This is a genomic window from Flavobacterium amnicola (assembly GCF_004122165.1).
In the GTDB taxonomy this organism is placed as follows: Bacteria; Bacteroidota; Bacteroidia; order Flavobacteriales; family Flavobacteriaceae; genus Flavobacterium; species Flavobacterium amnicola.
On record NZ_SBKO01000002.1, the window covers coordinates 99632 to 113178 of the forward strand.

The 13547-nt window shown below is 34.6% G+C and carries 15 protein-coding genes; 3 read left to right on the forward strand and 12 right to left on the reverse strand.

Features of this window, described 5'->3' with window-relative positions; translation table 11 throughout:
- Both EQG63_RS05955 and EQG63_RS05960 read right to left on the reverse strand, forming a co-directional pair.
- Positions 1-1911 (reverse strand): DUF294 nucleotidyltransferase-like domain-containing protein, encoded by a 1911-nt coding sequence (locus tag EQG63_RS05955; RefSeq protein WP_129435443.1) that lies wholly within the window; start codon positions 1909-1911, stop codon positions 1-3.
- A gap of 111 nt (positions 1912-2022) precedes the next feature.
- Positions 2023-3561, reverse strand: a complete 1539-nt coding sequence (locus EQG63_RS05960) for a DEAD/DEAH box helicase (RefSeq protein WP_129435444.1) — start codon at positions 3559-3561, stop codon at positions 2023-2025.
- A 174-nt stretch (positions 3562-3735) separates the two neighbouring features.
- On the opposite strand from EQG63_RS05960, the gene EQG63_RS05965 reads away from it, so the two are divergent.
- Complete coding sequence (locus EQG63_RS05965) at positions 3736-4020, forward strand: DUF3817 domain-containing protein (protein ID WP_129435445.1); 285 nt, start codon at positions 3736-3738, stop codon at positions 4018-4020.
- On the forward strand, positions 4013-5275 hold the full coding sequence (locus EQG63_RS05970) for a mechanosensitive ion channel family protein (RefSeq protein ID WP_129435446.1): 1263 nt from the start codon (positions 4013-4015) through the stop codon (positions 5273-5275). Before EQG63_RS05965 ends, EQG63_RS05970 begins: the two co-directional genes overlap by 8 nt.
- A gap of 75 nt (positions 5276-5350) precedes the next feature.
- Here the strand turns inward: EQG63_RS05970 and EQG63_RS05975 are convergent, their stop codons facing one another.
- On the reverse strand, positions 5351-5740 hold the full coding sequence (locus EQG63_RS05975; RefSeq protein WP_129435447.1) for an acyl-CoA thioesterase: 390 nt from the start codon (positions 5738-5740) through the stop codon (positions 5351-5353).
- Entirely contained in the window at positions 5737-6144 is a 408-nt protein-coding gene (locus tag EQG63_RS05980) for an NUDIX domain-containing protein (RefSeq protein ID WP_129435448.1), read from the reverse strand. The genes EQG63_RS05975 and EQG63_RS05980 overlap by 4 nt, the downstream gene beginning before the upstream one ends.
- 92 nt (positions 6145-6236) lie before the next feature.
- On the opposite strand from EQG63_RS05980, the gene EQG63_RS05985 reads away from it, so the two are divergent.
- Positions 6237-6638: a glyoxalase gene (locus tag EQG63_RS05985; RefSeq protein ID WP_129435449.1), complete on the forward strand. Its 402-nt coding sequence runs from the start codon at positions 6237-6239 to the stop codon at positions 6636-6638.
- On the opposite strand, the gene EQG63_RS05990 is transcribed toward EQG63_RS05985, so the two are convergent.
- From EQG63_RS05990 to hisD, 8 genes are all read right to left on the reverse strand, one after another.
- Complete coding sequence (locus tag EQG63_RS05990) at positions 6635-7300, reverse strand: DUF2461 domain-containing protein (RefSeq protein ID WP_129435450.1); 666 nt, start codon at positions 7298-7300, stop codon at positions 6635-6637. The genes EQG63_RS05985 and EQG63_RS05990 overlap by 4 nt on opposite strands.
- A gap of 42 nt (positions 7301-7342) precedes the next feature.
- Positions 7343-7942, reverse strand: coding sequence for a bifunctional phosphoribosyl-AMP cyclohydrolase/phosphoribosyl-ATP diphosphatase HisIE (gene hisIE / locus EQG63_RS05995; protein ID WP_129435451.1), 600 nt, complete (start codon positions 7940-7942; stop codon positions 7343-7345).
- A gap of 2 nt (positions 7943-7944) precedes the next feature.
- Positions 7945-8700 (reverse strand): imidazole glycerol phosphate synthase subunit HisF, encoded by a 756-nt coding sequence (gene hisF, locus EQG63_RS06000; RefSeq protein ID WP_129435452.1) that lies wholly within the window; start codon positions 8698-8700, stop codon positions 7945-7947.
- A gap of 1 nt (position 8701) precedes the next feature.
- Positions 8702-9430, reverse strand: a complete 729-nt coding sequence (gene hisA, locus EQG63_RS06005; RefSeq protein ID WP_129435453.1) for a 1-(5-phosphoribosyl)-5-[(5-phosphoribosylamino)methylideneamino]imidazole-4-carboxamide isomerase — start codon at positions 9428-9430, stop codon at positions 8702-8704.
- A 78-nt stretch (positions 9431-9508) separates the two neighbouring features.
- Positions 9509-10090, reverse strand: a complete 582-nt coding sequence (gene hisH / locus EQG63_RS06010) for an imidazole glycerol phosphate synthase subunit HisH (protein ID WP_129435454.1) — start codon at positions 10088-10090, stop codon at positions 9509-9511.
- The gene (gene hisB / locus EQG63_RS06015) at positions 10090-11226 is read right to left on the reverse strand and encodes a bifunctional histidinol-phosphatase/imidazoleglycerol-phosphate dehydratase HisB (RefSeq protein ID WP_129435455.1); all 1137 of its coding nucleotides are present in this window, start codon (positions 11224-11226) and stop codon (positions 10090-10092) included. The genes hisH and hisB overlap by 1 nt, the downstream gene beginning before the upstream one ends.
- Positions 11219-12262: a histidinol-phosphate transaminase gene (hisC, locus tag EQG63_RS06020; RefSeq protein WP_129435456.1), complete on the reverse strand. Its 1044-nt coding sequence runs from the start codon at positions 12260-12262 to the stop codon at positions 11219-11221. Before hisC ends, hisB begins: the two co-directional genes overlap by 8 nt.
- Positions 12252-13544 (reverse strand): histidinol dehydrogenase, encoded by a 1293-nt coding sequence (gene hisD / locus EQG63_RS06025; protein ID WP_129435457.1) that lies wholly within the window; start codon positions 13542-13544, stop codon positions 12252-12254. The genes hisC and hisD overlap by 11 nt, the downstream gene beginning before the upstream one ends.
- Positions 13545-13547: the final 3 nt, after the last annotated feature.

Sequence of the window (13547 nt, forward strand, 5' to 3'; positions counted from 1 at the left end):
TTATGAAAATTGTGTTAATTGAAAAGTATCTTTTACAATTTCTTCTAAATCTTTTAAAATATGTAACGATTCTTTTAGTTTTTCTTTATCTACTTTTGAAAGTTTTTCAATGTCTATAAATTCTCCCGAATTATCATTTTTCAATCCTTCTAAAGTTCTATAACGCGATAATAATAAGAAAGTATCCGCAGCTTCTAAATATATTTCGGCATTATTCGTATCTTTTATCGCCAATTCCTTGTAACGTGAATAGGTGTTGTTGATTCCTTTTAATCCGTGCTGAATGGATAACAAGCGTGCAATATCGACCAATTGATTAATCGCTTTTTCTTTTACGTTAAATTTTCCAACATTCGGTCCGCTTTCTTCTTCGTTAAATTTTTTGAAAAAACTAAGAGGAGCCGGTTTTTTCAGTGCATCATTTCCTAAGTAATCTAGAAATAAGACTTTACTTTTGGTTTTAAAAATAGTTTCAGTAATAGCCGTTTCTAAATTTTGATCCCCAAAAACAAATTCATAATCAAAGAATATGGAGCAATGCTCGTTGGTAAATTCACCTGGAGTATTAATCCAATTCTCGTATTGTTTTACCCACTCTGTCAATGACTTACACCATTTTTGATTATTTGCATAATGACCAAATTCACAATGTTTGTAACCTACTTTTTCTAATACCTCGGTTGTTTTTTTAGACAATTGATTAAAATAATCTTTAACATCACGTACTTGCTGAATATCAACATCTTGATACACTAAAATATTGTCGTGGTCTGTCAATAATAGTTGTTCTTTTCTGCCTTGACTTCCAATACTTAAAAAGGCAAATGGAACAGGAGGGGAGCCCAATTCTAAAATACTGATTTCTATGGCACGTCGAATAATGGCTAGGGTAACTTCTCCCGAAACATTGTACAAATGCTGCAGCGGAATACTTTTAGTAACAGCTTGTTGAATAATTCCTGAAAGCGAATGATACACCGCTTTTAAATCGGAAGCAGACAATGCTTTTTTGGTTTCTTTAATCAACACACCAGGGGAGTTGGCCTGTGCTTGAATTAAATCATTTTGAGTGATAACGCCTTTAACGTCAGTATGTGGTGTACCATCAATAGTGACACACAAGTGGTGCACTTTATGGGAAAGCATAGCCAATTGGGCTTCGGCAAGCGATATATTTTCAGTAACCGTTATCACCGGAAACGTCATAATTTTATCAATGTGTGACTGAATGGCTTGCTTTCCTGTAGCTACTTTTAATCTGAAATCGGAATCAGTAACAATTCCAACCAATTTGTTTTGCTCTTTTACAAAAACACTATCCAAAAGGTTATCGGTCATTAATACTGCAACTTCACGAATCGTTTGATCATGTTCTACGAGTAAAGGTTTTTTATTATAGGTTAAGGATTGAATAAAGGAGAAATCATTTTGAAATTCAGATAACTGTACAGAATCGGATAGTAGTTTATTTCGATCTTTATCGGCAGGATTATTGGAATTGTTAGCAAAACTTTCCAATAAAAAGTTTAAAACTTCCGCATTTTGACCAACAAAAGGTTTTACTTTTTCAATGGGAATGGCAAAAAGAATGGCTTCTTCATTGGCTCTTGCTGTCATTTGATAATTATTTTTAGCAAAGAAAGGGCGTAAACCAAAAACATCACCAGCATAACATTTGTTTAAAAGTGTTTCTTCTGCATCAGAAAACACAGTTAAATGTATCACACCTGAATTCACAACATAAAAACTATTGTGCAATTCGTCGTTGATTTGAAAAAGCTTCTGATTTTTATCCAAATGAATGACTTTTACAAACTTTGAAATACTTTTTAAATCTTCGAAACTTAAAAAACTGAAGGGTTTAAAGTCTTTTAGAAAATTGGCAACACTTTCTGCAATAGAATTCTTCATAATATTCTCACTGTTACTAAAAGGTAAATGTAGTAACAATTTTTGTAAGAATGAAGAGGCTTCTGAAATATTCTATTTTACATAATATAAATTATAGTTCAAAAGATATAATTAATCTTCCTGAGCAAAAAGACGCTCTCTGTATAATTTTCCGATAGCTATTTGTAAACGAGTTTGATAGTCTTCAATAAGCCATTCACGATAATTTTTTGTCGAACTTGCTAAACAGCGCGTAAAAAGTTTGACACGATATTCAATATCTTCAATTAGAAATTTCGCCAAATTTTTAGCGCCAACTAAATCATCCGAATTATCGACACACATCGTTGCATGTTGTTGAATCGATTTTTCAATAACTTCTTTGGGACGTAAATTTTTAGCTAAAATGATTTTAAATTCTTCATCGATATCAAAATCAATATTCTCAGATGCTTTAAATAACTCACGAACCTCTGGCGACATTTCGTATCTGAAATTAATTTCGATATCTGCATCGCTACGTAAATTTTCAAGATAATATTCAGGAGATTTGAAAATATGCTGCCAATCTACTGGGTCATTCCATAAACCAAAACGTGACGCATTATTTCCTAAATCAATTATAGTAAATTCACTTTTATTTGGCAATTTACGAGAACCACGTCCGATCATTTGAAAATAAAGCGTTAACGATTTCGTAGCACGATTAATAATGATTGATTCGACTGTAGGTTCGTCAAAACCAGTCGTTAGAATTCCTACTGAGGTCAACACGGCATCCGGAGTTGTTTTAAACCATTTTAATATGGCTTTTCTATCGTCAGCACTTGTTGTATTATCTAGGTGTTTTATTGGATATCCGGCCTTTTTAAACGTATCATAAACATATAATGACGTATTGATTCCGTTGTTGAAAATTAGCGTTTTCTTACCTTTAGATTTTTCTTCATAGGCATGTAATAATTTACTTTGCATGTCCAATTGGGAATACAATTCATCGGAAGATTTTACGGTATAATCGCCTGTAATTCCAACTTTTAAGCTGGATAAACTCACGTCATAACTGTAGGTAGTTGCTTCTGCTAAAAATCCGTTTTTGATTAACTTATTGATAGGATCTCCTACAATCAATTCCTTGTAGTTTTCATACATGGGAAGATTAATATTCGAACTTAAAGGTGTGGCTGTAACCCCTAAAATAAAGGAGTTTTTAAACGAATGTAATAATTTTCGAAACGAATTATAATGCGCTTCATCAATGATAACAAGTCCAACGTTATCAATTAATAATTTGTCGTCGTTTAATCGGTTTTTTAAAGTCTCTACCATCGCCACAAAGCACGAATACTCGTTTTGATCTGGTAATTCTTTGACTTTAGAATTGATGATTTTATTTTTTACATCAAAGGAACTCAGCATTTTAGACGTTTGCTTACAAAGCTCAATTCGGTGTGTTAGAACCACCACTTTTTTATTGTGCGTTTCTAAATAACGACGTACAATTTCAGAAAAAATAACCGTCTTCCCTCCTCCTGTTGGTAATTGGTACAACAAGTGATAATTTTGAGGGGTGTTATCCATTCGGTCAAAAATGGCATTGATGTCACGAGATTGGTAGTCGTATAAGACTTTTCTCTCTTCTAGTTCGATTTCAAGATCAATTTTTGACATACCTTTTTCTGAATTTTTGCAAAAATACGGTTTAAAAACAGTTAAACAACAGTATTTTTCATGAAATATTTGTTTTATGCATTTTTTAATGAATTTGTGGGTCAATTGCAGGAATTACTTTGCAAACATTTCTTTACTTTGCAGAATCAATAATCATAATCAATTTCAATTATAATGTTTACACTTAAAAATTTCAAAACCCTGGCCTTGATAGAAGGAGTTTCTGCTATTTTGTTATTCTTTTTTGCCATGCCAATGAAATATGCCTTCGATATGCCCATTTTTGTGAAATACATTGGTATGATTCATGGGATTCTTTTTATCGGATACATTTTATTGGCCACCATCATGATGAGAAAAGAAAAATGGGGAATTGGAAAATATATTGAAATTTGTCTGGCTTCTATTCCGCCATTTGGTACTTTTTACATAGAAAAGAAATACTTGCGTAATGCATAAATACACTGAAAAAATATTTGGTTGGTGTTATGAACTTTTGATGAAAATGGATTTCAACGAAACCATTGCATCGTATTTAAGTTTGGCTGTTAACATCTTTATTTTAAGTTGTATCGTGTATTTTATGTACATGATTTTCCGATTTGTATTGGTGACGGTAATGGCCATTGTTGCTAAACGAACTCATACTAAATTCGATGATTTATTGGTTTCTAACGAAACGGCTAAATACATTTCACATCTTATTCCGCTTATTTACATTTACAAAACTGTTCCTGTTATTCTTGAAAATTTCAATTCCTGGGAAACTATTTTTGCAAGATTAGTCGCGGTATATATTGTTTTGTTGAGTTTATGGATCATACATTCAACATTACGAGCTATTCGCGATCATTTAAAAAGTAAATCAGAATATAGCGATAAACCAATCGATAGTTATGTGCAAGTAATTATGATTGCTTTGTGGATTCTAGGTATTGTGATTATTGTGGCTAAAATATTTGATATTGAAACCGATACCTTAGTCAAAACACTTGGAGCGGTTTCGGCTGTTATTATCTTAATTTTTAGAGATACTATTTTAGGATTTGTAGCCTCCATTCAAGTTTCTGTCAATGATATGATTCGAATTGGGGATTGGATCACGATGGATAAATTTGGTGCCGATGGTGATGTGATTGAAATTAATTTGGCCACTGTTAAAGTGCGTAATTTCGATAAAACAACTACTACAATTCCGACCTATAGCTTGATTTCTGATAGTTTTAGAAACTGGCGCGGGATGATTAATTCGGATGGAAGAAGAATCAAACGACATGTTTTAATTAAATCGAGTAGTATTCGTTTTTTAGGTGAAGAAGAATTAGAGGATTTCAAAAAAATCCAGCTAATTAAAGCGTATATTGAAAAGAAACAAGTCGATATTTCGCGTCACAATCAATTGCACAACGTCGATAAATCCTTAGCTATAAATGGTCGAAACTTGACCAATTTTGGACTATTTCGTAAATATTTGACTCAATATCTTGAAAATTATCCAGGTTTAAATAAAGACATGATTTTGTTGTGTCGACAGTTACAACCGACTGCTCATGGAATTCCGTTGGAAATTTATGTTTTCACCACCGACAAGCGTTTTGAAAATTACGAATACATCATGAGTGATATTTTCGATCATATTTTGGCGTCGGTTCGCTTTTTTGATTTGGAAGTGTATGAAGCACCTTCTGGTAAAAATGCGGTTAGTGAGGCTTAAATAAGTAGTCAGTTTACAGAATAAACCGGCAATTTCGATATTTAATTCTAATTGGATTTTTTTAGTATTCTCTGATTATTCTTTCATTCTATCGCTCACAAACTCCACACGTGTTTTTCCATGGGCTTGTGGTTTGCCATTTTCTCCTAAGCTAACCATGGTAATACTATCAATAGTAATAATGGTTTCTCTTGTCATCATATTACGCACTTCGCATTTTAAAATCAAAGATGAGTTTCCAAATTTCACGACATCCAATCCAATTTCGACAATATCACCTTGCTTGGCGGAACTGATGAAATTAATTTCCGACATGTGTTTGGTTACGACTCTAGGATTTTCCAATTGCACAATAGAATACAAAGCGGCTTCTTCGTCAATCCAGGCCAATAATTTGCCTCCAAAAAGAGAATGGTTCGGGTTTAAATCTTCGGGTTTTACCCATTTTCTGGTGTGGAATCTCATAGTTTTTGTTTATTTAAAGCTTCTTCAATGATTTCTTTATGATCGAAAGCCAATTCAGGTAAATTATTTATAGGGAACCATTGTGCTTCTTTGGCATCATCGGCAGCAATAGCAATCGTATCTTCCCCTACTCGACCAAAATAAGCTACCGAAACGGTATGATTTCTAGGATCGCGAAACGGTTTTCCAAAGGCACCAATTTGTTCCAAATTTTCTATGGACACATTCGTTTCTTCCCTTAATTCACGCTTGGCAGCATCTAGTAAATCTTCGTTTTCATCTACAAATCCACCAGGTAATGCCCAACAATCTTTATAGGGATCTTTTAAACGTTTGATAAGTAATAAGGTGTCTTTTTTAACCAATATAATATCGACCGTAACGAATATTTTAGAAGTGTACATAGTGAAATCTTTTCAACACTAAATTACTAATAACTTTTGAAAGTCATTTCTTAAATGGAAACCAATTCTTCATAAATTTAATAAAAAACAAAATGGAATCTCGAGACTCAAAACTTTTGGAAATAAGAGGAGAAACGTTAGGAAATGTGACTGCTCAATCGTCTAGCGAAGAAACTTTTCAAAATCAGACCCTTAGGCCTATTTTAAAACTACAAAACGATTTGTTCAATCACGTTTTTATCAATTATGCGGTGAAACAAAAAAATGTATTTTTTGGTTTGACACCCGATAAAAAAATGGCTTATATCGAAAATGTCATCCAGAAAGACATCAAATTCAGAAACTCCTTAAAAGGAATGATCATTGCATTTTTTACGATTGACGAATATTCAGAATACATTAAGAATTCATCCAACCTAAACAAAAGAATGATGAATTTATTAGTGGAACGATTGAAAAGTCAAGTCCAATTATTGGAAGAATACAGCTTTTAATAAATAGCTTCTCCATTTAAATTGGTTCCAAGTACCTCACTCATGTAATCGAAAAAAGGACGCATCGCCATAAAAGTAGTTAAGACTTCCCTTTTGAAATTTGAGTCAGTTACTTCCTTGTCTGTAAAACGACGATAGACTAAATATTGTTTTTTACGGATTAAATCAATCGCTTGATGTTCTTTATCAAAATCTTTCGGAGCTGTTTTCAATTCAGCACCCTGTAATGTTCCAAAATGCTTCACAAAATTTGCTTCTGAGGTTATCGAACGGATTTCAGTATCGTCTAATTCAAACTCTTTGCGAATTCGTTTCAAATCTTCTGCATTAGGTTCCCAAAATCCGCCACCAATAAAACTAGCACCCGGCTGAATATGTAAATAATAACCCCCACGCAAATACGGTTTAGCTCTGTCATAACTGACGCTGAAATTGTTTTTGTACGGAGTTTTGTCCTTAGAAAATCGAATGTCTCGATAAATTCGGTGCATTTGCATTTTCTCCAATTTGTCTTTTGCCGACAGTTCTTGATTGATTTCTTGAAAAAACGATTTGATTTCCGATTGATGCTTTTCAAATCGTTTTTTATTCTCGTTAAACCAGTCTCTGTTGTTGTTTTGTGCCAATTCTGAAAGAAAATCCAGCGCTGCTTTTGAAATCATTTTTTATTTTAAAAATAGCAAAATTCTGAACGTGATTGCAAATTATTTGGATCTTGATTTTAATGTTTTCACAACATCGTTAAGTCTGAAACCTTTGGCCTGTAATAAAATTAAATAGTGAAAGAGTAAATCGGCGCTTTCACTTAAAAATAAAACATCGCTATTGTCTTTGGCTTCAATAATTACTTCTACAGCCTCCTCTCCTACTTTCTGAGCAATTTTATTGATTCCTTTGGCAAATAATGAAGCGACGTAGCTATTTTCAGAATCGGCATTTTGTTTGCGTTCACTAATGGTTTCTTCTAATTGTAATAAGAATCCGAAATCTTGATTATTCGATTCCGCCCAGCAAGTATCGGTTCCTTTGTGACATGTTGGTCCATTAGGATTGACTTTGATGAGTAAGGTATCATTATCGCAATCTTCTTTGATTGAAATTAGCTCTAAAAAATTACCACTCTCTTCCCCTTTTGTCCACATGCGATTTTTAGAGCGACTAAAAAAGGTTACTTGTTTAGTTTCCAACGTTTTGTCTAATGCTTCTTGATTCATATAACCAAGCATTAACACATTTTTGGTTTGATTGTCTTGAATAATTGCGGGAATCAACCCGTTTGAGCTTTTATTGAAATTGATGTTCATAATTATAGTCTTATTGAAATAGATTGATTTTTTAAATACATTTTTAATTCGGGTATTTCGATTTCTTGAAAATGAAAAACACTGGCAGCCAAAGCGGCATCTGCTTTTCCTTTTAAAAAAGCATCGGCAAAATGCAGCTTGTTTCCCGCTCCACCCGATGCAATAATGGGAATGTTTACTGTCGTTGAAAGTTGTGCTAAAGCATCATTCGCAAATCCATTTTTGGTGCCATCATTATCCATCGATGTGAAAAGAATTTCACCGGCTCCACGTTGTTCGACTTCTTTGGCCCAATCAAATAAATTCAATTCTGTTGGAACTTTCCCCCCCACTAAATGCACTTTCCAAATTCCATCGATTTGTTTGGCATCGATAGCGACAACAATGCATTGACTCCCAAATGCAGCAGCTAATTCATTAATTAAATCCGGATTTTTAACAGCAGCCGAATTGATTGAAACTTTATCAGCTCCATTTTGAAGCAATAATTGCACATCTTCAACACTTGAAATACCACCACCAACCGTAAATGGAATATTGATGGCTTTGGCCACTTCTCGAACCAATGGAATTAAAGTTTTTCTACGTTCTTCTGTGGCGGAAATGTCAAGAAATACCAATTCATCTGCACCTGTTTCGGCATATTTTATGACTAATGCTACTGGATCGCCGGCATCTCTTAGATCCACAAAATTGACCCCTTTTACCGTTCTTCCATTTTTAATATCCAAGCACGGAATAATTCTTTTGGTTAACATCTTATTTATTATTTAAAATGAATTGTTCTAATTGTTTTAAACTGATACGGCCTTCGTAAATGGCTTTACCAATAATAGTTCCTTCACATCCCAATTGAGCCAATTGAGGCAATTCTTCGAAAGTTGAAATACCACCTGAAGCAATAAGTTGAATTTCAGGAATGGTGCTTAAAATTTCCTGATACAAATCGAAACTAGGACCTTGTAACATGCCATCTTTTGCAATATCCGTGCAAATCACTTGTTGAATTCCTTTGACTTTGTACTTTTCGATAAACGGAATCAAATCTTCTTGACTTTCTTCTAGCCAACCCGAAACAGCTATTTTCTTATTCTTGACATCAGCCCCTAAAATGATTTTATTAGCTCCGTATTTTAAAATCCATTGTTCAAAGACTTCTGGATTTTTTACGGCAATACTTCCGCCTGTAATTTGGTTGGCTCCCGATTCAAAGGCAATTCGGAGATCTTCATCGGATTTTAAACCACCTCCAAAATCAATTTTTAAAGCAGTTTTGGAAGCCAATTGTTCCAAAACTTTGTGATTGATTATTGTATTGGATTTGGCACCGTCTAAATCGACTACATGCAAGTATTGAATTCCGTGGGCTTCAAACTGTTTGGCAACTTCCAAAGGATGTTCATTGTAAATGATTTTCGTATTGTAATCTCCTTTAGAAAGTCGGACGCATTTTCCGTCGATGATATCTATGGCTGGTATAATTCTCATGTTGTTTTGTATTTGCGTTAGGGATTGCAGCAAAGTGCCATGCACTGCGGAAAGCCCGACCCTTTGGGTAACGCCCAATTATATATTTAAAAAATTCTTCAAAATCTGTTCTCCAAAAGCGCCACTTTTTTCAGGGTGAAATTGTACGCCGTAGAAATTATTTTTCTGTAAAGCCGAAGCAAATTCCATTTCGTAATTAGTTTTAGCAATCGCTTCGGCACAAAGTGGAGCGTAATAGCTGTGCACCAAATACACATATTCGTCAGGATTAATTCCGTTGAATAATACTGATTTCAGATTATAAATGGTGTTCCATCCCATTTGAGGGACTTTTACTTGGTTTGAAAAACGAATAATATCGACATCAAATATTCCCAATCCCTTCGTATTTCCCTCTTCCGATGCATTACATAATAATTGCATTCCGAGACAAATCCCTAAAACAGGTTGTTTGAGTGTTGGAATTAAAGTGTCTAAGCCATTTGCTTTTAATTTGGTCATGGCAGTATTTGCTTCGCCAACGCCGGGAAAAATAACCTTGTCTGCCGTTTGAATTGTTTTCCAATCACTAGTTATAATTCCTGTGAATCCTAATCTTTCAATGGCAAAAAGAACACTTTGTACGTTTCCTGCGCCGTAATCTATGATGGCTATCTGCATTATAACATTCCTTTAGTACTTGGTAAAATCATTTTTTCTACATCTCTTTTTATAGCAGCTTTGATGGCTTTTGCAAACGCTTTAAAAATCGCTTCAATTTTGTGGTGCTCGTTGGTTCCTTCCGCTTTGATATTGAGATTGCATTTAGCGCCATCGGTATACGATTTGAAGAAATGGAAAAACATTTCGGTGGGCATTTGACCGATCATTTCACGTTTGAAATCGGCTTCCCAAACCAACCAGTTTCTACCCCCGAAGTCAATCGCCACTTGGGCTAGGCAATCGTCCATAGGAAGGCAAAAACCATAGCGTTCGATTCCTAGTTTATTCCCCAAGGCTTTTGCAAAAACTTCACCCAGCGCAATAGCGGTATCTTCGATGGTGTGGTGTTCATCTACTTGTAAATCACCTTGAACTTCAATATTCAAATCAATTTGTCCGTGTCGGGCAATTTGGTCCAACATGTGATCAAAAAAGGCTATTCCTGTATTGATATTACTTTTTCCAGTTCCATCAAGGTTTAAGTTGATTGAAATATCGGTTTCATTGGTTTTTCTGGTGATGGAAACGGTTCTTGAGTCTAATTTCAAAAATTCATAAATCATTTGCCAATCATTCGTTTCAAGAGCAATAAATGAGGCTAAATCTTCTTGTTTTGAACTGATTTCCGAAGTTCCTAAATTGGTATTATCGTTGATAAAAATTGCCTTTGAACCTAGATTTTTAGCCAGTTCTACATCCGTTAATCGATCACCAATTACAAAAGAATTGGCTAAATCGTAATCAACAGAAAAATATGAGGTTAACAAGCCTGTTCCCGGTTTGCGAGTGGTTGCATTGTCAGCAGGAAAGGTACGGTCAATAAATACCTTGTCAAAGAATACGCCTTCATTTTCATACGTTTTCATTATAAAATTATGCACTGGCCAGAAGGTTTCTTCCGGAAAACTTGCTGTTCCCAAGCCATCTTGATTGGTTATCATCACCAATTCATAGTCCAATTCTTGTGCGATTTTGCTCAGATACGGAAGGCATTTCGGATAAAATATCATTTTTTCGAAACTATCAATTTGTTCGTCTACTGTTTCTTTGATGATGGTTCCATCTCTATCAATAAATAAAACTTTTTTAGCCATTTTGTATTGATTTAAGTGTGTTTATAAGTTGTTCGTTTTCTTCTTTTGTACCGATGGTGATTCTGAGGCAATTGGAACATAAGGGTTGGGTGCTACGATTACGCACCACAATTCCCTTTTCTAATAATTGTTGGTAACGAAAATTTGCATCATCGACTTTAACAAGTATGAAATTTGCATCGGTTGGATATATCTTTTCAATAAAATTCACTTGAAGTAATTGTTTAAGTAGATATTCTCTTCCCTCTTTAATATTGACTATTTCACTTATTACATCTTCGTATTGATTCAATCTTTCTAATGCTTTACTTTGAGTTAGACTATTTACATTATATGGTGGTTTGATTTTGTTCAAAACGGTAATTATTTCGGTGGAAGCATATAAAATACCCAATCGGATACCCGCCATACCATACGCTTTGGATAGCGTTTGCGAAATAATCAAATTCGGATAATCACCCAATTCTTGTAGCCAACTTTCTTTATCAGAAAAATCAATATATGCTTCATCTATAAGTACTAAACCTTTGAAATGCTTCAATAAAGTTACAATGCTTTCGTCTGAAAAGGAATTTCCCGTTGGATTATTCGGAGAACATAAAAAGATAATTTTTGTGTTTTCATCTATTTGATTCAGAATAGCTTGTACATCGGGTTCAAAATCTGCATTGAGGAACACTTCCCTATTTTTAATGGCATTCAAATTGGACAAAACAGCATACATGCCGTAAGTTGGAGGTAATGTGATTACATTGTCAACATTCGGTTCACAGAAAGCTCTAAAGAGTAAATCCAATACTTCGTCGCTTCCATTTCCTAACAGAATCTGGTTTTCGGGAATTCTCTTATGTTCGGAAAGTATTCGTTTGACCGATTTTTGTTGCGGATCAGGATAACGGTTGCTACCATTTTCAAACGGATTCTCATTCGCATCCAAAAATACCATCTGTTTATCCGATTCTTTATATTCCTCTCTAGCGGAAGAATAAGGCTGCATTTGAGCGATATTTGTTCGTATTAACTGATTAATTTCCATTTTTGAGTGATTTTAAGCGGAGTGTAACCGCATTTTTGTGTGCTTGTAAACCTTCGGCTTCCGCCATGATTTCAATCGCTTTTCCGATGTTTTGGATGCCTTTTTCTGAGATTTTTTGAAAGGTCATAGACTTCATGAAGCTATCCAGGTTAACACCACTGTAATTCTTTGCATATCCGTTGGTAGGCAATATGTGATTCGTTCCTGAGGCATAATCTCCAGCACTTTCAGGTGTATAATTTCCAATAAATACAGAACCTGCGTTCCTGATGTTTTCTACAAAAAAAGTCTCCTTTTTACTGCAAACAATAAAATGTTCTGGAGCATAATCATTAATAAAAGCAATAGCTTCCTGGATATTGTTGACCAAAATTAACTTTGAATTCTCCATTGCTTTTTGGGCAATTTCCTTTCTTGGTAATTCATTCAGTTGATTTTTAATTTCACTTTCTACCGATTTTAAAACAGCTTTTGAAGTAGTTACTAAAACCACCTGACTGTCGGATCCATGTTCCGCTTGACTCAGCAAATCAGCCGCAACAAAGGCTGGAACCGCCGATGTATCTGCAAAAACAAGCAATTCACTCGGACCTGCTGGCATATCGATAGCCACGTTATATTGTGTTGCTATTTGTTTAGCAACCGTTACAAATTGATTTCCAGGGCCGAAAATTTTGTACACTTTTTCAATAGATTGAGTTCCGAAGGTCATAGCAGCAATCGCTTGAATCCCTCCCGCTTTGTATATTTTAGTGATGCCACACAAATTCGCAGTATATAGGATAGCAGGATCAACGGTTCCGTTCTTATTGGGCGGTGTGCATAAAATGATTTCGTTACACCCTGCTAATGTTGCAGGAATGGCTAACATTAATACTGTTGAAAACAAAGGTGCAGATCCCCCAGGAATGTACAAGCCTACTTTTTGAATGGCTCTTTTTTCCTGCCAACAATAGACTCCTACAGTCGTTTTTACTTCCACCTTACCTGTTTGTTGTGCTGCGTGAAATTTTTCGATATTGGATTTGGCCAAAGCAATTGCTTCTTTTAAATCGGCAGAAACGAAATTGATTGCTTCTTCGATTTCTTTTGTCGTTACTTCCGTTTTTTCAATTATAACTCCGTCAAAAAAAGAAGTATATTTTGCGATAGCGGTATCTCCATTCTTTTGAACTTCTTTAAATATTGCTTTGACTGTCTCTTCAATGTCGGCATAACTTTGTGTAGGCCTTGTTGTAAGAACTTCCCATTGCTCTTTTTCGGGATATAGGTATTTTTTCATGAG

Bases quoted from the DNA above. Each gene is read 5' to 3' on its own strand.
- hisF (WP_129435452.1), bottom strand. From the start codon at position 8,700: ATGTTAACCAAAAGAATTATTCCGTGCTTGGATATTAAAAATGGAAGA.
- hisB (WP_129435455.1), bottom strand. From the start codon at position 11,226: ATGGCTAAAAAAGTTTTATTTATTGATAGAGATGGAACCATCATCAAA.
- hisA (WP_129435453.1), bottom strand. From the start codon at position 9,430: ATGAGAATTATACCAGCCATAGATATCATCGACGGAAAATGCGTCCGA.
- EQG63_RS05980 (WP_129435448.1), bottom strand. From the start codon at position 6,144: ATGTACACTTCTAAAATATTCGTTACGGTCGATATTATATTGGTTAAA.
- EQG63_RS05965 (WP_129435445.1), top strand. From the start codon at position 3,736: ATGTTTACACTTAAAAATTTCAAAACCCTGGCCTTGATAGAAGGAGTT.
- EQG63_RS05985 (WP_129435449.1), top strand. From the start codon at position 6,237: ATGGAATCTCGAGACTCAAAACTTTTGGAAATAAGAGGAGAAACGTTA.
- EQG63_RS05990 (WP_129435450.1), bottom strand. From the start codon at position 7,300: ATGATTTCAAAAGCAGCGCTGGATTTTCTTTCAGAATTGGCACAAAAC.
- EQG63_RS05975 (WP_129435447.1), bottom strand. From the start codon at position 5,740: ATGAGATTCCACACCAGAAAATGGGTAAAACCCGAAGATTTAAACCCG.
- hisC (WP_129435456.1), bottom strand. From the start codon at position 12,262: ATGGAAATTAATCAGTTAATACGAACAAATATCGCTCAAATGCAGCCT.
- hisD (WP_129435457.1), bottom strand. From the start codon at position 13,544: ATGAAAAAATACCTATATCCCGAAAAAGAGCAATGGGAAGTTCTTACA.
- EQG63_RS05960 (WP_129435444.1), bottom strand. From the start codon at position 3,561: ATGTCAAAAATTGATCTTGAAATCGAACTAGAAGAGAGAAAAGTCTTA.
- EQG63_RS05970 (WP_129435446.1), top strand. From the start codon at position 4,013: ATGCATAAATACACTGAAAAAATATTTGGTTGGTGTTATGAACTTTTG.
- hisIE (WP_129435451.1), bottom strand. From the start codon at position 7,942: ATGAACATCAATTTCAATAAAAGCTCAAACGGGTTGATTCCCGCAATT.
- EQG63_RS05955 (WP_129435443.1), bottom strand. From the start codon at position 1,911: ATGAAGAATTCTATTGCAGAAAGTGTTGCCAATTTTCTAAAAGACTTT.
- hisH (WP_129435454.1), bottom strand. From the start codon at position 10,090: ATGCAGATAGCCATCATAGATTACGGCGCAGGAAACGTACAAAGTGTT.